Here is an 18,717-nt window from a genome sequence, read left to right on the forward strand (position 1 = left end):
GGTGGAGCTGTGGTGCACCTCGGGCGGATCAGCCCAGGTAGGACTCGACCTTGATCGAGCCGTCGATGATGCCGGCCTTCACCTCGTCGAGCTTGCCCTGCAGGTCAGGGCTGACCTTGCTCTCCCAGTCGTGGAACGGGGCCACGCCGACGCCGTCGTTCTCGAGCGTGCCGACGTAGGGAGCGAAGTCGAACTCGTCCTGACCAGCGGCGAGCACGGCCTCGTAGGTCGAGACCTTCATGCCCTTGAGGATCGAGGTCATGACGTAGGGCTGCGTGGACGGGTCGGTCTCGTAGAGGTCGGCGTCGACGCCGATCATCGCGATGTCGTCACCGGAGTCCTCGATGGCGGTGATGGCGCCCTGGTAGATCGGGCCACCGACGGGGAGGATGACGTCGACGTCCTGGTCGAGGATCTGTCGGGCCGTGTTGGTCGCGGCCTCGTTGGCCTCGAAGCCACCGGTGAACGAGCCGTCCTTGCCGTCCCAGCCGACGACCTCGATGTCCTTGCCGTTCTCCTCGGCGTAGTACTCCGCGCCCTGCTTGAAGCCGTCCATGAAGATCGTCACGGTCGGGAAGGGCAGACCGCCGTAGGTCCCGACCTTGCCGGTCTTGGTGTAGTCGGCGGCGGCGTAGCCGGCCAGGAACGCGGCCTGGGCGGTGTTGTAGAGCAGCGGCTTGATGTTCTCGACGTCAGCCTTGCCGTCGAAGGTCGCACCGTCGTCGCCACCGTCGGCCGAGTCGTCGATGAGGACGTACTCGATGTCGGGGTTGGCCGCGGCGGACTCCTTGGTGGCCGAGGCCAGGGCGAAGCCGACGGTCACGATGACGTCGCAGCCCTCGCCGACCAGGCTCTCCAGGTTGGGGCCGAAGTCGTTCTCGCTGTTGGACTCGACGGGCTTGAGCTCCACGCCCAGCTCGTCGGCGGCCTGCTTGGCGCCCTCGAAGCCGAGCTGGTTGAACGACTTGTCGTCGAAGCCGCCCGCGTCGGAGACGATGCAGGGCAGGAAGTCCTCGACGGCCGGCTCGGCGGAGCTGGAGCTGGTGCTGTCGCTCCCGCTGTCGGTCTCCTCCTCGGGGGCGTCACCGCACGCCGCCAGGGTCGCGGTCGCCAGCAGCGCCACGAGGCCGCTCGTGACGACCTTCCTCGTCTTCAACACAGATGCCTCCAAATTCGTGAACCCCGGGGTGGGGTCAGCGTTCGGGCGTCATCCTGCCTCCCCGCGTGCCACAGGTCACGCAGATCCGGACTAACGAAATGCGTTTGAGACATAAAAACTGACGGCCATCTTTCGGCGAAACCTGCCAAAGACCCTCGCTTCGCCGGGTGCGACATAGTTGCGCCGTGGAACAGAGTGAGTGGGACCAGCTCAAGCAGGCCGCCGTCGAGGTCATGGGACGCGCCTACGCGCCCTACTCGCGCTACCCCGTCGGAGCCGCCGCGCTGACCGACGATGGGCGCACCGTGGTGGGCTGCAACGTCGAGAACGCGGCGTACGGCGTCACGCTCTGCGCCGAGTGCGGACTGGTGTCCCAGCTCCACGCCACCGGTGGTGGCCGGCTGACGCACTTCGTCTGCGTGAACGCCGACGGCGACGTGATCATGCCGTGCGGGAGGTGTCGCCAGCTCCTCTTCGAGCACGGCGGTCGCGACCTACTGGTCTGGACCGTCTCCGGCGTCAAGCCGATGTCCGAGGTGCTCCCCGACGCCTTCGGACCCGACGACCTGGCCCTCGTGACGACGACCGTCACCGAGCAGGAAGGGGCCCGCTGATGGCCGCCCACGACGCCGTCGAGGTGATCCTCGCCAAGCGCGACAAGCACGAGCTCAGCGACAGCCAGATCGACTGGGTGATCGACGCCTACACCCGGGGCGAGGTCGCCGACGAGCAGATGTCCGCGCTCGCGATGGCGATCCTGCTCAACGGGATGAACCGCACCGAGATCGCCCGCTGGACCGCGGCCATGATCGCCTCCGGCGAGCGGATGGACTTCTCCACGCTGTCGCGCCCGACCGCCGACAAGCACTCGACCGGCGGCGTCGGCGACAAGATCACGCTCCCGCTCGCGCCGCTCGTCGCCGCCTGCGGCGTCGCGGTGCCCCAGCTCTCCGGCCGCGGCCTGGGCCACACCGGCGGCACGCTCGACAAGCTCGAGTCGATCCCGGGCTGGCGGGCGACGCTCAGCAACGAGGAGATGTTCGCGATCCTCGAGGACGTCGGCGCGGTCATCTGCGCGGCGGGCGACGGCCTCGCCCCGGCCGACAAGAAGCTCTACGCCCTGCGCGACGTGACCGGCACCGTCGAGGCGATCCCGCTGATCGCGAGCTCGATCATGAGCAAGAAGATCGCCGAGGGCACCGGGGCGCTCGTGCTGGACGTCAAGGTCGGCAGCGGCGCCTTCATGAAGGACCTCACGACGGCGCGCGAGCTCGCCGAGACGATGGTCGCGCTCGGCACCGACGCCGGCGTGCACACCGTCGCGCTGCTCACCGACATGGCCACCCCGCTCGGCCTCACCGCCGGCAACGCGATCGAGGTCGCCGAGTCCGTCGAGGTGCTCGCCGGCGGTGGCCCCGCCGACGTGGTCGAGCTGACCCTCGCCCTGGCCCGCGAGATGCTCGCGGGCGCCGGTCGCGACGACGTCGACCCAGCCGACAAGCTGGCTGACGGCTCCGCCATGGATGCCTGGAAGGCGATGATCCGCGCGCAGGGCGGCGACCCCGACGCAGCGCTTCCGGAGGCGAAGGAGTCGCACGTCGTGAATGCTCCCTCCAGCGGCACGCTCACCCGGCTCGACGCGATGGCGGTCGGCCTGGCGGCCTGGCGCCTCGGTGCCGGCAGGGCACGCAAGGAGGACCCGGTCCAGGCCGGTGCCGGCGTGGTCTGGCACGCACGCCCGGGCGACGAGGTCACCGAGGGCGAGCCGCTCTTCACGCTGCTGACCGACGAGCCGGAGCGCTTCGACCGGGCTCTTGCCTCGCTCGAGGGTGGCTACGACATCGAGGCCGGATCGTCGTACACCCGCGGGGAGATCGTGCTCGACCGGATCAGCTGATACCGGATCAGGCGAGCAGCAGCACGACGTGCTGGGCCACGCAGGCGGGCTTGTCGTGGCCCTCGATCTCGACGGTGTGCTCGACGATGAGCTGCAGCCCGGCGGGCAGCTCGCGCACCTCACCGAAGCGCACGTGGGAGCGCAGTCGGCTGTCCACCGGCACCGGGTTGGGGAAGCGGACCTTCTCCAGCCCGTAGTTGAGCCGCGCTCCCGGCGTCTCGAGCTGGAAGACCTGCGAGGCGAAGCGGGGGAGCAGGCTCAGCGTGAGGAAGCCGTGCGCGATCGTCGTACCGAAGGGGCCGGCTGCCGCCTGCTCGACGTCGACGTGGATCCACTGGTGGTCGAGCGTCGCGTCGGCGAACGCGTCGATCCGGGCCTGGTCGACCGCCAGCCACTCGCTGGTGCCGATCTCCGAGCCGGATGCGGCGGCGACGTCGTCGAGGGTGGTGAAGGTGCGCATGGGGCCGAACATAGACCACTGGCACGGAGTGCTTGGATGTGCCGATGAGCACTCCGAATCGCGACCAGGTGCACCGCGCCCCCAAGGTCCTGCTGCACGACCACCTCGACGGAGGCCTGCGTCCGCAGACGATCGTCGAACTGGCCGCGGAGATCGGCCACGAGCTCCCGGCCGCCGACGCGGACTCGCTCGGCCGCTGGTTCACCGAGTCGGCCGACTCCGGCTCGCTGGTCCGCTACCTCGAGACCTTCGACCACACCGTCGCGGTCATGCAGACCGGCCCGTCGATCGCCCGGGTCGCCCGTGAGTGCGTCGAGGACCTCGCTGCGGACGGCGTCGTCTACGCCGAGGTGCGCTACGCCCCGGAGCAGCACGTCGCGGGGGGACTGACGCTCGACGAGGTCGTCGCGGCGGTGCAGGAGGGCTTCGACGCCGGGGTGGCCGCGAGCGGCGGCAGGATCGTCGTACGACAGCTGCTGACCGCGATGCGCCACCAGGCCCGGTCGATGGAGATCGCCGAGCTGGCCGTCGCGTGGCGCGACCGGGGCGTGGCCGGCTTCGACATCGCCGGCGCCGAGGCGGGCTACCCGCCCACCCGCCACCTCGATGCGTTCGAGTACCTCCAGCGGGAGAACTCGCACTTCACGATCCACGCCGGCGAGGCCTTCGGGCTGCCGTCGATCTGGCAGGCGATCCAGTGGTGCGGCGCGGACCGGCTCGGCCACGGCGTTCGGATCATCGACGACGTCACGGTCAACGACGACGGGTCGGTCGAGCTCGGCCGGCTCGCGGCCTACGTCCGCGACATGCGGATCCCGCTCGAGATGTGCCCGCGCTCCAACATCCAGACCGGCGCCGCCGAGTCGATCGCCGAGCACCCGATCGGGCTGCTCACCAAGCTGCGCTTCCGGGTCACCGTCAACACCGACAACCGGCTGATGAGCGGGACGTCGATGACCGAGGAGATGTTCGGCCTGGTGGAGGCCTTCGACTACTCGCTGGAGGACCTGCGCTGGTTCACCATCAACGCGATGAAGTCGGCCTTCCTGCCCTTCGACGAGCGCCTCGCGATCATCGACGACGTCGTGAAGCCCGGCTACGCGGCGCTCATCGCCGAGGGGTGACCACGAGCCACGGGCGGTCCCAGCCGGCCAGGCCGACGTCGCCCGACTCCCATCGCTCGCGCGACACCTCGAGCTCGAGGCCGGACGCAGGTTCGTAGGTCCGGGTGACGTCGCGCTCGACGTCGGTGACCAGCACGACGTGGCGGGGCAGGAACCGGTCGCCGACGAAGACCGCAGCCGGTCGCGTCGGCGTCACGTGCGCCAGCTGCGGCCAGACCCGGCGGCCGAGCCGCACCGGGCGGACGGCGTACGCCACTGCGGTGAGCAGGCGCAGCTCGCGGGCGACCGCCCACGGCGGCGTGCCGAGCGCCCGCGGCCACGGCACCTGCCAGCCGCCCGCCGTGTCGGCGAGCGACGTCAGCCGGCGGTGCAACGTGGCTGCCTCGTGGGCGAAGGTCTCCTGGTCGCCCACCAGCCCGGCGTAGCGCGGGTGCACGATCCGTCGCGCCATCACGAGCGCGGCGGCACCGCACGAGCGGCGGTCGGGCTGGCGCAGCCTCACGGCGACCTCACTGCGAGCTCATTGGGACTGCCTCACCGACGCGGTCAGCTCCGCGTAGGCCTGGTCGCCCGTGGCCCTGCGGCACCCCTGGCGCAGCGCGTGGGCGACGACGCGCTGCTGGTCGCGCATCAGGGCCACGCCGCGGCGGACCAGCATGAGCGGGGGCTTGCGGTGCTCGCGCAGGTCACGGGTGAGCCGGCGCCAGAAGGTGACGAGGGGGTGCTGGGTGATGCAGTAGGCCGCCGCGAGCAGGCCCTCGTCCCGGCACGTGGCCACGACCTCCGGCGCGAAGATGCCCTCCGCGACGAACAACTGGCTGCCCGCGAGGTCGACGGGCCGGGAGCCGACCCGACCGTTCTGGGAGATCTCGTAGACCGGCACGTCGCAGCGCCCGGTCGTGCAGAGCTCGCGCAGCGCGGCGAGCGCGTCCTGCTCGTGCCACGAGGCGGGATCGTCCCAGTCGACCAGGCCGGCGTTGGCGCCGACGGTGATGCGGGGCAGCGAGGGGTCGTCGCCGTCCTTGTAGAAGTCGTCGAGCCGGAGGACCGGAAGACCGAGCCGTTCGGCGAGCCGGGACTTCCCGGCCCCGCTGGGCCCGGCCAGGACGACCACCTGGGCAGCGCTCACGTGTTTCCATCTCATTTCGTCGTTCGGCCACGCTGGTAAAGGCTGGACACTAGTCTCGCCCAGACCGCTGATCGAATTTCCTTGTGGGAGGAACTTCATGAGTCTGGACGACTCCGCCGCGCCCGGAACCGGGCAGCCCGCGCCTCGCAAGCGCAACGTGCCCCTGATCGTCGGGCTGGTGCTCGTCATCGCGCTCGGCCTCGTCGCCGCCTTCACCTTCATCGGCGGTGACCAGGCCCCGGCCGAGGCCGACTGCGTCTCGGAGAAGGTCGCCCTGACCACCGCTCCGGTGATGGCGGAGCTGGTCGAGCAGGCCGTCGCAGACGTCAACGCCGACGAGCCGTGCATCGACATCGAGATCACCTCCGGCACGGTGAAGGACGTCGTCGCGTCGCTCGCGGACCCCAACGCCGAGCTCCCCGAGATCTGGATCCCGGACAGCCCGACCTGGAAGGGCCAGCTCACCGCAGCCGGCTGGACCGGGTCCCCGATCGCCAAGGTGCTCGCCCAGACGCCTGTCGGCCTCATCGGCGGCCCTGCTGCCGAGGCGCCCGAGTCGTGGGCGAGTGCCCTCGACGGCGGCGCCCTCGCGATGGCCGACCCCAGCGCCGAGGGTGCCTCCGCCCTGGCCCTGCTCGCGCCCTACGCAGAGATGAAGCAGACCGGCGAGAACCCCGCGTCGATCGAGCAGAAGACGGTCCCCGTCGCGCAGACGTACGGCGAGCGCGCGGTGGCCGGGAGCACCAACGAGACCGACCTGTCGACGATCTCGGCGTCCAGCACCCAGCTCGTGCCCGCGACCGAGACCGCCTACCTCGCGGCCCGTCGCAGCAACGACCAGCTGAGCCTGGTGGCGCCGAGGACCGGCGTGCCGATGCTGCAGTACCCCCTCATCGACGTGAACCGCGGCACCGGCGACATGCTCGCCACCGGCGGTGACCTGTCCGCCCGCGTCGGGCGCGCCCTCACCCGCTGGTTCACCTCCAGCGCCGGCGTCGAGGCCATCGCCGCCGCCGAGCTGCGCGGCCCCGACGGCGCCCCGCTGCCCAACGAGATCGGCCTCGGCGACGCCAAGGTCCTCCCCACGGTGGCCCAGAAGACCACCGACGACACGCTCCGCCAGTGGCGCGTGCTGTCGGTGCCGTCGAGCATCCTCGCCGTCGTCGACCTCTCCGGCTCGATGAAGTCCGCCCTCGGCGACACCACCCGCATCAAGCTCGCGGTGCAGGCCTCCCAGGTCGCGCTCGACGCGTTCCCGGCCCAGGCCCGCATCGGCATCTGGGGCTTCTCCAAGAACCGCGGCGAGGGCGGGGTGTCGTACGAGGAGTACGCCACCCTCGACCGCCTCGACGCGCCGGCCGGCGCTGCCGGCTCGCACGGCGACGTGGTCCGCAGCGAGGCCACCAAGCTCGTCGAGCGGGTCCGCGGCGGCACCGGCGTCATGGACACCACGCTCGCGGCCTACAAGTACGCCCAGCAGAAGTGGGACCCGGCGTGGTTCAACTCGGTCGTGATCTTCACCGACGGTGCGGCCGACGACACCAGCTCGCTGTCGCTGGACTCGCTCGTCAACCAGCTCAAGACGCTGCGCGACCCGGCCAAGCCGGTCAAGGTGATCATCATCGGCCTCTCCCAGGAGTCCGACACCGGTGAGCTCGACGAGATCGCGGCGGCGACGGGCGGCCAGAAGTACGTCGTCAACGACCCCAACGAGATCCTCGGGGTCCTGGCGCAGGCGCTGCTCAACCGCTGAGCACCAGCACGTACGTCGAAGGCCCCCGGAGATCCTCCGGGGGCCTTCGACGTTGTTGGTGCGGCGCTCAGACGCCGATCGGGTGCCAGACCGTCTTGGTCTCGAGGAACCGGGTCATCCGGTCGAGGCCGGGCTCGGCGAGCCAGTCGGTGTCGGGGGCCGGGCGGCGTACGCGCTTGAGGTTGTCGGCACCGGCCGCCTCGAGCTCGGTGGCCAGGGTGGCGTCCTCGATGCCGGTGAGGTCGATGCCGTTGACGTCCATGTGCGAGGCGAGCCAGGGGGCGATCTCCGCCGCCGAGCCGGTGAGCACGTTGACCACGCCGCCGGGCAGGTCGCTGGTCGCCATCACCTCGCCGAGGGTGATCGCGGTCAGCGGGTTCTCCTCGCTGGCGATCACGACGACGGTGTTGCCGGTGATGATGAGCGGCGCCACGACGCTGACCAGGCCCAGGAGGGCGCCCCGCGGGGCGACGACGGCGATCACGCCGCTGGGCTCCGGGGTGGACAGGTTGAAGTAGGGGCCGGCGACCGGGTTGGCGTTGCCGACGACCTGGGTGATCTTGTCCGCCCAGCCGGCGTACCAGACGAGGCGGTCGATCGCGGCGTCGACGTAGGTGCGCGCCTTCGCCGTGGAGATGCCCTCCGCGGCGCGGAGCTCGGCCTCGAACTGCTCGCGGCGACCCTCGAGGACCTCGGCGATCCGGTAGACGACCTGGGCCCGGTTGTACGCCGTCTTCGTCGACCAGCCACCGAAGGCGGCGCGGGCGGCGACGACGGCGTCACGGGCGTCCTTGCGGGAGGCCTGCGCGGCGTTGGCGAGCAGGCGGCCCTTGGCGTCGTTGACGACGTAGGAGCGGCCGGACTCCGAGCGGGGGAACTGCCCGCCGATGTAGAGCTTGTAGGTCTTGCGCACGTCGATGCGGGACATCAGCTGTCCTCTCCCTTGAGGTAGCCCTCGAGCCCGTGGCGGCCGCCCTCGCGGCCGTATCCGGACTCCTTGTAGCCGCCGAACGGCGAGGTCGGGTCGAACTTGTTGAAGGTGTTGGCCCAGACGACGCCGGCGCGGAGCCGGTTGGCCATCGAGAGGATCCGCGAGCCCTTGTCGGTCCAGACGCCGGCCGAGAGGCCGAACGGAGTGTTGTTGGCCTTCTCGATCGCCTCAGACGGCGTGCGGAAGGTCAGCACCGACAGGACCGGGCCGAAGATCTCCTCGCGGGCGATGCGGTGGGCCTGCGAGACGCCGGTGAAGACGGTCGGGGCGAACCAGTAGCCGTTGGCGGGCAGGTCGCACGGGGCCGACCAGCGCTCGGCACCCTCGGCCTCGCCGATGTCGGAGAGCTCGCGGATCTTGGCGAGCTGCTCCGCGGAGTTGATCGCGCCGACGTCGGTGTTCTTGTCGAGCGGGTCGCCGACGCGCAGCGTGGCCATCCGGCGCTTGAGGCGCTCCATGACTTCGTCGGCCACCGACTCCTGCACGAGCAGGCGCGAGCCGGCGCAGCACACGTGGCCCTGGTTGAAGAAGATGCCGTTGACGATGCCCTCGACGGCCTGGTCGAGCGGGGCGTCGTCGAAGACGATGTTGGCCGCCTTGCCGCCGAGCTCGAGCGTGACCTTCTTGTTGGTGCCGGCGACCGCGCGGGCGATCGCCTTGCCGACGTCGGTCGAGCCGGTGAAGGCGACCTTGTCGACGTCGGGGTGGGACACGATCGCGCGGCCGGTGTCGCCGGCGCCGGTGACGATGTTGACGACGCCCGGCGGGAGGTCGGCCTGCTGGCAGATCTCGGCGAACAGCAGCGCGGTCAGCGGTGTGGTCTCGGCCGGCTTGAGGACGACGGTGTTGCCGCACGCCAGCGCCGGGGCGATCTTCCACGCCAGCATGAGCAGCGGGAAGTTCCACGGGATGACCTGGCCGGCGACGCCCAGCGGGGTCTCGCCGAAGCCGGAGTACTTGAGCTTGTCGGCCCAGCCGGCGTAGTAGAAGAAGTGCGCCGCGACGACCGGGATGTCGACGTCGCGCGACTCCTTGATGGGCTTGCCGTTGTCGATCGACTCCAGGACGGCGAGCTCGCGGCCGCGCTCCTGGATGATCCGGGCGATGCGGTAGAGGTACTTCGCGCGCTCGGAGCCGGACATCCTCGACCAGACGCGCGTGTAGGCGCGGCGGGCGGCCTTCACGGCGGCGTCGACGTCGGCGTCGCTGGCCTCGGCGACCTCGGCGAGCACCTCCTCGGTCGCGGGGTTGACGGTCTTGAACGCCTTGCCGGTGCCGTCGACGAACTCGCCGTCGATGAACAGGCCGTAGGACGGCTTGATGTCGACGATCGCGCGCGACTCGGGTGCGGGGGCGTACTCAAAGATGTTGCTCATCAGGTGCCTCAGTCCAGCGTGAAGTAGTCGGGACCGGAGTAGCGACCGGTCGTCATCTTGGTCCGCTGCATCAGCAGGTCGTTGAGCAGCGTGGACGCACCGAAGCGGAACCAGTCGGGGTCGAGCCAGTCGGGACCGGCGATCTCGTTGACCATCACGAGGTACTTGATGGCGTCCTTGGTGGTCTTGATCCCGCCGGCGGGCTTCACACCGACCATCTGGCCGGTCTGCTCGCGGAAGTCGCGTACGGCCTCCAGCATGATCAGCGTGACCGGGAGCGTCGCGGCAGGCTGCACCTTGCCGGTCGAGGTCTTGATGAAGTGGCCGCCGGCCATCATCGCGAGCCAGCTGGCGCGCCGGACGTTGTCGTAGGTCTGGAGCTCGCCGGTCTCGAAGATCACCTTGAGGTGCGCGTCGCCACAGGCCTCCTTCACCTGGGCGATCTCCTCGAAGACGTCGAGGTAGCGGCCCGAGAGGAAGGCGCCACGGTCGATGACCATGTCGATCTCGTCGGCGCCGGCCTCGACGGCGTCACGCGTGTCGGCGAGCTTGATGTCCATCGCGGCGCGGCCGCTCGGGAAGGCGGTGGCGACCGCGGCGACGTTGACGCCGCTGGTGCCGAGGGTCTGCTTGGCCGTGGCGACCATGTCGGGGTAGACGCAGACGGCGGCGGTCGCCGGGCAGGACGGGTCGGCCGGGTCGGGGCGCATCGCCTTGGAGGCGAGCGCGCGGACCTTGCCGTGGGTGTCCTGGCCCTCGAGCGTCGTGAGGTCGACCATCCGGATCGCGAGGTCGATGGCGAAGGCCTTCGCCGTCGTCTTGATCGACCGGGTGCCGAGGCCGGCGGCGCGTGCCTCGCACCCGACCTGGTCGACCCCGGGGAGGCCGTGGAGGAATCGGCGGAGCGAGGAGTCGGAGCGCACGACGTCGTCGAACAACGCGTGCGTCGACCCGGTGCTCGCCGTTGAGCTGGGAGTCGGTGTCACCGACCCAGCATAGAGTTGGCCGAGATGAGCCCGGCAATCCCCAACGGGCCAAACCCTGCCCAAATCGACGAGGACGACATGGCATCCCTGCAGGACGACCACGACGCGGTGGTCGAGCGTTTCCAACCGACGAGCGGCCGCGCCACCGGGTGGATGGCCGTCGTCCTCGCGACGCTCGTGGTGGTCGCCGGAGTGGTCTACGTCGACGACGGCTTTCCGCTCTGGGTGACCGCCCTGGGGCTGCTCATCGGGATCCTCGCGTGGGCCACGATGATCCGTCCGGCGCTGTGGGCGACGCACGAGCACCTGGTGATGCGCAACCTCGCCGAGACCGTCCACATCCGGCTGGCGGCCGTCGAGGAGATGGCGGTGCGCCAGGTGCTGGCCGTCCGCGCCGCCGATCGTCGCTTCGTCTCCACCGTCGTCGGCCGCACGTGGCGCAAGGCGCTGACGTCGCGCCACCGCCCCGGCGGCCTCGCCGACGACGCCGCGCTGGCCCCCACTGAGGGGATGCACTACGCCGACTTCGTGGAGAACCGGCTCTACGAGCTGGTCGACAAGGCACGCTCCCGTGCGGGTCTCCGCGCCGGGTCGCGGGAGCAGCTCGCGCTGCCCGACGCCGTACGCCGTGAGCCGGCGTGGCTGCCGATCGGCCTGTTGGCCGGCGCCGCGCTGTTCCTGGTGGTCAGCCTCCTCCTCTGATGTCCGCATCGAGGGCCGCCTCGAGCCCGTCGAGGACCAGGGTGAGGCCGTAGTCGAACTCGTCGCCGTACTGGTAGTCGCGACCGGTGATCTGGACGGCGATCATCTCGGCGAGGTGCGGGTAGGTCTCGTCGAGCGGTCCGTGGCTCTCGACGCTGAGCTGCTCGACGAAGGCCTCGGCAGGCTCGCCCGGCTGGAAGGGCAGGTTCACCTCGGTGAGCACGAAGCCGAAGACGTACGCGTCGAGCACGGAGAAGGCGTGGGCCGCCAGCGGGACCGAGAAGCCGGACGCCCGGAGGCAGCCCAGGACCGCGTCGTGGTGGCCCAGGCTCGACGGACCGGGGGAGCGCCGCGACTCGATGAGTCCGAGGCCCCACGGGTGCGCGAACAGCACCGAGCGGGCGGAGTGGGCGCGCTCGTCCATCTCGCCGCGCCACGGGCGATCCGTCGCCGGTGTCGACATCCGCGCGAAGACCCAGTCGGCGAGCCCGTCGAGCAGCGCGTCCTTGCTGGCGACGTGGTGGTAGAGCGACATGGCCTCGACCTCGAGCTCGCGGCCGACGCTGCGCATGCTCACCCCCGCGAGCCCGGAGGCGTCGGCGACCCGGCTGGCGGCGTCGATGACGCGGTCCCTCGAGAGCGGTGGTCTGGACACGACCCTCCTCGGTTGGCTGGCTTACATGCGTAAGGCTACTCTCGTCTTACAGGTGTAAGGCGAAAGGACGTGGGATGAAGGCAGCAGTGGTCACGAGGTACGGGCCGCCAGAGGTGGTGCAGGTGCGCGACGTGGCCGACCCGGTGGCAGGGAGGGGTCAGGTGCTCGTGCGGGTGCGCGCCACAGCGCTCAACTCGGGCGACGCGCGCATCAGGGGGCGTCGCTTCCCGCCGGGATTCGCGGTGCCGGCACGGCTCGCGCTCGGCCTCCGCGGTCCCCGGCGGGCGGTCCTCGGTGTCGTCTACTCCGGCGTGGTGGAGGCGCTGGGCCCGGGCGTCACCGGCGTCAGCGTCGGCGACGAGGTGTGTGGGATGACCGGTGCACGGATGGGCGCGCACGCCGAGCTCGCAGCCGTGCGTGCCGACCGGATGACCGCCAAGCCGGCGGACGTCACGCACGAGCAGGCCGCGGCCATCCTGTTCGGCGGCAGCACCGCCCGGCACTTCCTGCGGGACCTGGTCGGTCCGGGCACACGCGTGCTGGTCAACGGTGCCTCGGGCGCCGTCGGGAGTGCCGCCGTCCAGCTCGCCCACCTCGCCGGCGCGCGCGTGACGGGCACCTGCAGCGCCCGCAACGCCGACCTGGTCCGCTCGCTGGGTGCCGACGAGGTCGTCGACCACGCGACGCAGCCGGTGACCGGGCTGCCCGGGACGTACGACGTGGTGCTGGACACCGTCGGCAACCTCGACCGCCGCTCGGGCCCCCGGCTCCTGACGCCCGAGGGCGTCGTCGTCCTCGCGGTGGCGAGCCTCGCCGACACCGTGCTCGCGCGCGGCAACGTCCGTGCAGGTGTGTCGTCGGAGGCCCCGGAGCACTTCGCCTGGTGGCTCGAGCGGATGGCCGCGGGCGAGGCGAGGGCGATCGTCGACCACACCGTGCCGCTCAGCGAGATCGTCGAGGCCCACCGGATCGTCGACACCGGGCGGAAGGTGGGCAACGTCGTCGTCGTGCCCTGAGCACCTCAGCGCAGCTCGTACGCCCCGAGGTCCGGCCTCCCGGAGGCCGGGCGACGCACGTGCCCGGTCGGGGCGGTGTACTCCAGACGGGCGCGCAAACGTCGGGGGACCGCAACCCCTCGGTCGACGGCCGGCGAGGACGGAAGGAGGCGGAAGTCCTCCACCTGCGGGTCGGCGAAGCCGTCGAGGCCGATCACCCGGTTGCGCCGGGCGTCGGCGGTCGGTCCGCTGGTGAGGTCGCCGGGGCCGACGAGCAGGTTGTTGCGCAGGTGGGCGCGAGCCCCGGCGGCGAGGGCGACGAAGGTGCCGGACGTCCGTTGGTTGACCAAGGTGTTGTTGACCACCCAGAGGGTGCGGCTCGGGTGGGTCAGCCCCTCGGCACCGTAGGAGACGAGGGCGGGGTTCTCCGAGCGCGGTCCCTGCACGATCACGTTGCCGGCGACCAGCGAGCGCCCGCCGTTGGGCAGGTCGACGGAGTAGCTCGCGGTGGCGTCGCCGTCGCTGATGCGGTTGGCGACGATGGTGTTGCGGGCCGCGCGCGACTTGAGCTCGTGCCCGGTGCGGGCGTCCGCGAGCCAGCTCCCGCTCACGGTGAGGGAGCGGACGGCACCGACGTAGAGGTTGTGGGAGTAGCCGTCACCGAAGCCGTTGCGGAAGAACCGCGACCGCGTGATGACCACGTCGCTCTCGGGATCGGCGCCGGTGAGGATGCCGTTCTCGTTGTCGTGGAACCAGCTCCGCGTCACCGTGAGGTCGGTGCCCTTCTGGCGGATGCCGGCGCCGTTGCGGTCGGGCACCGACGCCCCGCTGAGCTCGATCCGGTCGACCGTCGTCCGGTCGCCGGCGATCACCCAGATCGCCTTCCCCTGCGCGTCGTTGCCGTCGGCCCGCAGGTGCGCCCGCCCGCCGTCGCCACGGAGGGTGAGGTCGTCCTGGGTCCAGGTCGCGACGTCGCCCGAGTAGGTGCCCGGGTCGATGAGGACGGTGTCGCCGTCGCGCGCGACCGCCGCCGCGGCGCTCGGGGTGGTCAGCGCGCGGTCCGGCCCGACCCGCCACGTGCGCGGCGCCTGCGCACGCTCGTCGTACGACGACGCTGGCGCCGGGCTCCCGACGAGCAGCCCGGCCGCGAGGGCGAGGACGAGGAGGCGCACGTCAGCCGCCGAAGACCGCGCCCCGGAGGTCGGCGGTGATCGCGTCGAGACGGCCGACCGCGGAGATGCGAGCGGCGTCCACGCTGCCCCCGTCGGTACTGGCTTCGACCGGGATGACGACCTCGAGGTAGCACTTCACCTTCGGCTCGGTGCCGCTCGGTCGCACGATCACGCGAGCACCCTCGGCGAGGGTGTAGCGCAGGCCGTCCGTCGGCGGGAGCTGGGCCGAGCCCTGCGAGAGGTCCTCGACCTTCTCCACCGCGAGGCCGCCGAGCGTGGTCGGCGGCGTGGTGCGGACGCGGTCCATCGTCGCCGGGATCTGCGCCAGGTCGTCGAAGCGCACCGAGAGCTGGTCGGTCGCGTGCAGGCCGTGCTCGTGGGCGATGTCGTCGAGGATGTCCGTGAGCCCGCGGCCCTCGGCCTTGGCCGCCGCGGCGAGCTCGCAGACCAGCAGCAGGGCCGAGACGCCGTCCTTGTCGCGGACGTTGTCGGGGTCGCAGCAGTAGCCCAGCGCCTCCTCGTAGCCGAAGGCCAGGCCCTCGACGCGACCGATCCACTTGAAGCCGGTGAGCGTCTCCTCGTGCGGCTGCCCGGCGGCCGCAGCCATCTTGCCGAGCAGGCTGGAGGACACGATCGAGTTGGCGTAGACACCGGTGCGCCCGCGGGCGATCAGGTGGTGGGCGAGGAGGGCGCCGACCTCGTCGCCGCGCAGCATCCGCCAGCCGTGCGCGTCGGGGACCGCCACCGCGCAGCGGTCGGCGTCCGGGTCGTTGGCGACCACGAGGTCGGCCTTCTTCTCGGCGGCGAGCGCCATCGCGAGGTCCATCGCCCCCGGCTCCTCGGGGTTGGGGAAGGAGACGGTCGGGAAGTCGGGGTCGGGCTGCTCCTGCTCCTCGACGACGTACGGCGCCTCGAAGCCCGCGGTCTCCAGCACCTGCGCGACCGTCGTGCCGCCGACGCCGTGGAGCGGCGTGTAGACGATGGTGAGGTCGCGCGGGCCGTCCTCGGCGAGGCCGGCGACGGTGTCGAGGTAGCGGTCCACGATCTCCTCGCTCACCAGGGTGCCCGCGTCACCGCGCGGCAGGTCGGCGAGCGGGCCGACGGCCGCGATCCGGGCTGCGATCTCGCTGTCGGCCGGCGGGACGATCTGGCTGCCGTCGCCGAGGTAGACCTTGTAGCCGTTGTCCTCCGGAGGGTTGTGGCTGGCAGTGACCATCACGCCGGCGACGCAGCCGAGCTCGCGGATCGCGAAGGCGAGGAGGGGCGTCGGGAGCGTGCGGGGCATGACGAGCGCCTTGAAGCCGGCGCCGGTCATGATCTCGGCGGTGTCGCGCGCGAAGACGTCGGAGTTGTGGCGGGCGTCGAAGCCGATCACCACGGAGCCGCCGCGGCCCGTGTCGAGGAGGGCGGTGTCCTTCAGGTAGGCGGCCAGACCGGCAGCCGCGCGGGTGACCACCACGCGGTTCATCCGGTTGGGGCCGGCGCCGAGGGCGCCGCGCAGGCCTGCCGTGCCGAACTCCAGCGGGCCGGCGAAGCGGTCGGCCAGGTCGGTGTCCTCGCCGCGCTCGGCGGCCGCGATCACCGCCTCGAGCTCGGACCGGGTCCGGTCGTCGGGGTCCTCTGCGGCCCAGGCGCGGGCCTCCTCGATCAGCTGCTCGGGTGCGGTCATGTGCGGAGGCTATCCCTGCCCGATGTCGGCGGTGGCTGCGAGGATCCCGGCATGATCGATCACCTGGGCATCAACTGCACCGACCTCGCCCGCGCCGCCGAGTTCTACGACCGGGTCCTCGGCGTGCTGGGCCACCGCCGGGTCATGGATGTCGGCGTGGCCATCGGCTACGGCACCGAGGGTCCGGACTTCTGGATCGGCACCTTCGACGGGGTCGGCCCCAACCGCGAGGTGCACATCGCCTTCGGCGCCCCCGACGCGGCGACGGTCCGCGCCTGGCACGCCGAGGCGCTGGCCGCCGGCGCCGAGTCGCTGCACGAGCCGAGGCTGTGGCCGGAGTACCACGCGGCCTACTACGGCGCCTTCGTCCGCGACACCGAGGGCAACAACATCGAGGCCGTCTGCCACACCGGCGACAGCTGAGATCCGGAGGGTTATCGGAGGCGCAGGAGCTGGTGCGTGTCCCTCACGCTTGTCTCGACGACCTCCGAGCGTGATTCGGCGAAGTTCTTGAACGTGGTGAACCCCAAGCCCTTCTCGTCGAACGCCGGGTCGATCCGCTTCATCTGGCTCTTGAGCGCTGCGGCGTAGACCCATCCGTCGGCGTCCTTCTTCGCCACGGCCATCGTCCGCGCGAGAAGAGCAGTGGCCGCAGCCTGTTCGGGCGACTCCACTGGGGCCATGGCCTTCTTGCTCGGCGCCTTCGTGGCGGCGGCCTGCTTTGTCGCAATCGTGGCCGGGCCGTAGGCGCCATTGGGGCTAGGGGACGCAGTGAGGGGCCCTTGCGCGGTCACGCCCGGAAGCTGCTCGTACTGTGCGAACTCGTCGCACGCGCTGACGAGGGCGCTGCTCGTCGAGCCCGCGACCCCGATGCCGACGAAGGTGCGGCCAAGTCGCTTGCACCGCTGCGCGAGCGGGACGTAGTCGGAATCGCCGGCAACGAGCACGACGTGGGTGATGTCGGGGTGGCGCGACAGGTCCTCGACCGCGTCGACGGCCAGCCTGATGTCGGCGCCGTTCTTCGTACCTGAGGCGGCGAACAGCTGGACGAGGTCGACTGCCCGGTCGACGAGGTCCCTGCGGTAGGCGGCATTTGCCGGGACTGACCAGTCGGCGTATGCGCGGGTCATTGCCACCACGCCGAACGAGGTCGCGAAGTCACTGATCGCGCCGAGGTCGACCTTCGCCCGTGCCAGGCGGTCGTCGTCCATCGTGTGGCTCCGCGCGCCGCCTGCGTGCCACGCGCCCTTGCCGTGGAGTGCGTCATAACGCGAGATCACGACGTTGTCGAAGTCGATGTACACCGCCACGCGATCCCCCATGTCGCGACCCTAGGACAGCGAACACCGTGTCGCTGGAGATCGTGGAGACTCCGAGCCATCTGCTGACTCGACACTTCCACGATCGTCGCGCGCGTCCCTCGCGACCGGAACAACCCCGTCGCGATGGATCGCACCACCCGGCTAGCGTGTGCGCCGTGCCAGCCCTCGTCCGCTCCGTCAACGCAGGGGCCGCGGAGTCGGTGCCCGGCATGAAGCGTCCGAGCGGGATCCGCAAGCGCCCGGTCGACCGGATCGAGGTGCGCGACCCCGGACCCAAGCGGGGCGGGCTCGGGAGCGGTGTGGTCGGCGACCACATCGGCAGCCGCAAGCACCACGGCGGCGAGACGCAGGCGGTGTACGCCGTCGCGCGCGAGGAGCTCGACTGGTGGGCCGAACACCTCGGCCGCGAGCTCGGCGACGGGATGTTCGGCGAGAACCTCACCACCACCGGGCTCGACGTCGACGAGGCCGAGGTGGGGGAGCGGTGGCGGGTCGGCGAGACCCTGCTCGAGGTCTGTGGGCCGCGGGTGCCGTGCGTGACCTTCGCCAAGCACATGGCCGAGCGGGCGTGGGTGCGCCGGTTCACCGAGCGCGGGCGCACGGGTGCCTACCTCGGAGTCCGCGAGCCGGGCGCGATCGGGCCCGGTGACTCGATCGAGGTCGTGCACCGGCCCGGGCACGGGCTCACCGTGCCGATGTTCTTCCGTGCCGCGATGGGCGACAGGGACCTCGCCGGCGTGTTCCTCGCCGCGGAGGTCCTGCCGCCCATCGAGCACGAGTGGCTCGCCCGGGTGTCCGGGCGGGGCGTCAGCTGAGCGCTGCCACCGCGGCGTCGTAGTCGGGCTCGGTGCCGATCGTCTCGGTGAGCTGGGTGTGCAGCACGGTGCGGTCGGTGTCGAGCACCACGACGGCGCGGGCGAGCATGCCCTGCCAGCCGCCGTCGGCCATCTCGATGCCGTAGTCGCGGCCGAAGGAGGACCGGAAGGCCGAGCCGACCTCGACGGCCTCGATGCCCTCGGCGCCGCAGAAGCGGGCCTGGGCGAGCGGCAGGTCGACCGAGACGTTGACGACGGTGGTGTTGTCGAGGCCGGCCGCGAGCTCGTTGAACTTCCGCACGCTCGCCTGGCACACGCCGGTGTCGATGCTCGGGAAGATGTTGAGGACGACGCGCTTGCCCGCGGCGTCGGCGTCGGTCACGGGCTGGAACTTCAGCCCGACGAGGTCCCAGCCGGGGGCCTGCGAGCCGACCGCGGGGAGCTCGCCGACGGTGCTGACGGTGTTGGGTCCGAGTTCTGTGGTTGCCATGGGGCCAAACCTAGACGCTTCC

General features: G+C 71.3%; 20 protein-coding genes. 8 read left to right on the forward strand and 12 right to left on the reverse strand.

Annotated elements, in window-relative coordinates; translation table 11 throughout:
- Window positions 1-28: 28 nt before the first annotated feature.
- Window positions 29-1,159 (reverse strand): BMP family lipoprotein, encoded by a 1,131-nt coding sequence (locus EUA06_RS08660; protein ID WP_129474638.1) that lies wholly within the window; start codon window positions 1,157-1,159, stop codon window positions 29-31.
- 185 nt (window positions 1,160-1,344) lie between these two features.
- Here EUA06_RS08660 and EUA06_RS08665 point away from each other — a divergent pair, with 185 nt between their 5' ends.
- Together EUA06_RS08665 and EUA06_RS08670 are read left to right on the forward strand one after the other, a co-directional pair.
- Window positions 1,345-1,773: a cytidine deaminase gene (locus EUA06_RS08665; protein WP_129474639.1), complete on the forward strand. Its 429-nt coding sequence runs from the start codon at window positions 1,345-1,347 to the stop codon at window positions 1,771-1,773.
- Entirely contained in the window at window positions 1,773-3,056 is a 1,284-nt protein-coding gene (locus EUA06_RS08670) for a thymidine phosphorylase (protein WP_129474640.1), read from the forward strand. The genes EUA06_RS08665 and EUA06_RS08670 overlap by 1 nt, the downstream gene beginning before the upstream one ends.
- 7 nt (window positions 3,057-3,063) lie before the next feature.
- Here the strand turns inward: EUA06_RS08670 and EUA06_RS08675 are convergent, their stop codons facing one another.
- Complete coding sequence (locus tag EUA06_RS08675) at window positions 3,064-3,516, reverse strand: MaoC family dehydratase (protein WP_129474641.1); 453 nt, start codon at window positions 3,514-3,516, stop codon at window positions 3,064-3,066.
- Window positions 3,517-3,560: 44 nt separating this feature from the next.
- Between EUA06_RS08675 and EUA06_RS08680 the strand changes: the two genes are divergently transcribed.
- On the forward strand, window positions 3,561-4,640 hold the full coding sequence (locus tag EUA06_RS08680) for an adenosine deaminase (RefSeq protein ID WP_129474642.1): 1,080 nt from the start codon (window positions 3,561-3,563) through the stop codon (window positions 4,638-4,640).
- Here EUA06_RS08680 and EUA06_RS08685 read toward each other — a convergent pair.
- Together EUA06_RS08685 and EUA06_RS08690 are read right to left on the reverse strand one after the other, a co-directional pair.
- Window positions 4,624-5,142: a hypothetical protein gene (locus EUA06_RS08685; RefSeq protein WP_129474643.1), complete on the reverse strand. Its 519-nt coding sequence runs from the start codon at window positions 5,140-5,142 to the stop codon at window positions 4,624-4,626. The two genes, EUA06_RS08680 and EUA06_RS08685, sit on opposite strands and share 17 nt — an antisense overlap.
- 18 nt (window positions 5,143-5,160) lie before the next feature.
- Window positions 5,161-5,769, reverse strand: coding sequence for a nucleoside/nucleotide kinase family protein (locus EUA06_RS08690; protein ID WP_242498043.1), 609 nt, complete (start codon window positions 5,767-5,769; stop codon window positions 5,161-5,163).
- Window positions 5,770-5,866: 97 nt separating this feature from the next.
- On the opposite strand from EUA06_RS08690, the gene EUA06_RS08695 reads away from it, so the two are divergent.
- Window positions 5,867-7,522 (forward strand): substrate-binding domain-containing protein, encoded by a 1,656-nt coding sequence (locus EUA06_RS08695; protein ID WP_129474650.1) that lies wholly within the window; start codon window positions 5,867-5,869, stop codon window positions 7,520-7,522.
- 67 nt (window positions 7,523-7,589) lie between these two features.
- Here the strand turns inward: EUA06_RS08695 and EUA06_RS08700 are convergent, their stop codons facing one another.
- Genes EUA06_RS08700 through deoC form a run of 3 tightly spaced genes read right to left on the reverse strand, consistent with a single transcriptional unit; the run spans window position 7,590 to window position 10,875 of the window.
- Window positions 7,590-8,450, reverse strand: a complete 861-nt coding sequence (locus tag EUA06_RS08700; RefSeq protein ID WP_129474652.1) for an aldehyde dehydrogenase family protein — start codon at window positions 8,448-8,450, stop codon at window positions 7,590-7,592.
- Window positions 8,450-9,889 carry an aldehyde dehydrogenase family protein gene (locus EUA06_RS08705; RefSeq protein ID WP_207208270.1) on the reverse strand — a complete coding sequence of 480 codons (1,440 nt, stop codon included), beginning with the start codon at window positions 9,887-9,889 and terminating at the stop codon, window positions 8,450-8,452. The genes EUA06_RS08700 and EUA06_RS08705 overlap by 1 nt, the downstream gene beginning before the upstream one ends.
- Window positions 9,890-9,897: 8 nt before the next feature.
- Window positions 9,898-10,875 (reverse strand): deoxyribose-phosphate aldolase, encoded by a 978-nt coding sequence (deoC, locus tag EUA06_RS08710; RefSeq protein WP_129474654.1) that lies wholly within the window; start codon window positions 10,873-10,875, stop codon window positions 9,898-9,900.
- A 78-nt stretch (window positions 10,876-10,953) separates the two neighbouring features.
- Here deoC and EUA06_RS08715 point away from each other — a divergent pair, with 78 nt between their 5' ends.
- On the forward strand, window positions 10,954-11,577 hold the full coding sequence (locus tag EUA06_RS08715; RefSeq protein WP_129474656.1) for a hypothetical protein: 624 nt from the start codon (window positions 10,954-10,956) through the stop codon (window positions 11,575-11,577).
- Here the strand turns inward: EUA06_RS08715 and EUA06_RS08720 are convergent.
- On the reverse strand, window positions 11,561-12,232 hold the full coding sequence (locus EUA06_RS08720) for a TetR/AcrR family transcriptional regulator (RefSeq protein WP_129474658.1): 672 nt from the start codon (window positions 12,230-12,232) through the stop codon (window positions 11,561-11,563). The two genes, EUA06_RS08715 and EUA06_RS08720, sit on opposite strands and share 17 nt — an antisense overlap.
- Before the next feature lie 74 nt (window positions 12,233-12,306).
- Here EUA06_RS08720 and EUA06_RS08725 point away from each other — a divergent pair, with 74 nt between their 5' ends.
- Window positions 12,307-13,248: an NAD(P)-dependent alcohol dehydrogenase gene (locus EUA06_RS08725; protein WP_129474660.1), complete on the forward strand. Its 942-nt coding sequence runs from the start codon at window positions 12,307-12,309 to the stop codon at window positions 13,246-13,248.
- Between the two features lie 5 nt (window positions 13,249-13,253).
- Here the strand turns inward: EUA06_RS08725 and EUA06_RS08730 are convergent, their stop codons facing one another.
- On the reverse strand, window positions 13,254-14,399 hold the full coding sequence (locus tag EUA06_RS08730) for a right-handed parallel beta-helix repeat-containing protein (RefSeq protein ID WP_129474662.1): 1,146 nt from the start codon (window positions 14,397-14,399) through the stop codon (window positions 13,254-13,256).
- Window position 14,400: 1 nt separating this feature from the next.
- Entirely contained in the window at window positions 14,401-16,068 is a 1,668-nt protein-coding gene (locus EUA06_RS08735) for a phospho-sugar mutase (protein ID WP_129474664.1), read from the reverse strand.
- 51 nt (window positions 16,069-16,119) lie between these two features.
- Between EUA06_RS08735 and EUA06_RS08740 the strand changes: the two genes are divergently transcribed.
- Entirely contained in the window at window positions 16,120-16,491 is a 372-nt protein-coding gene (locus EUA06_RS08740; RefSeq protein ID WP_129474666.1) for a VOC family protein, read from the forward strand.
- 11 nt (window positions 16,492-16,502) lie between these two features.
- On the opposite strand, the gene EUA06_RS08745 is transcribed toward EUA06_RS08740, so the two are convergent.
- Window positions 16,503-17,390, reverse strand: coding sequence for an NYN domain-containing protein (locus EUA06_RS08745; RefSeq protein WP_129474668.1), 888 nt, complete (start codon window positions 17,388-17,390; stop codon window positions 16,503-16,505).
- A 155-nt stretch (window positions 17,391-17,545) separates the two neighbouring features.
- Between EUA06_RS08745 and EUA06_RS08750 the strand changes: the two genes are divergently transcribed.
- Complete coding sequence (locus EUA06_RS08750; protein WP_207208271.1) at window positions 17,546-18,205, forward strand: MOSC domain-containing protein; 660 nt, start codon at window positions 17,546-17,548, stop codon at window positions 18,203-18,205.
- Here the strand turns inward: EUA06_RS08750 and tpx are convergent.
- Window positions 18,198-18,695 (reverse strand): thiol peroxidase, encoded by a 498-nt coding sequence (tpx, locus tag EUA06_RS08755; protein ID WP_129474670.1) that lies wholly within the window; start codon window positions 18,693-18,695, stop codon window positions 18,198-18,200. The genes EUA06_RS08750 and tpx overlap by 8 nt on opposite strands.
- Between the last annotated feature and the right edge of the window lie 22 nt (window positions 18,696-18,717).

It is taken from the genome of Nocardioides glacieisoli (assembly GCF_004137245.1).
GTDB lineage: Bacteria > Actinomycetota > Actinomycetes > Propionibacteriales > Nocardioidaceae > Nocardioides > Nocardioides glacieisoli.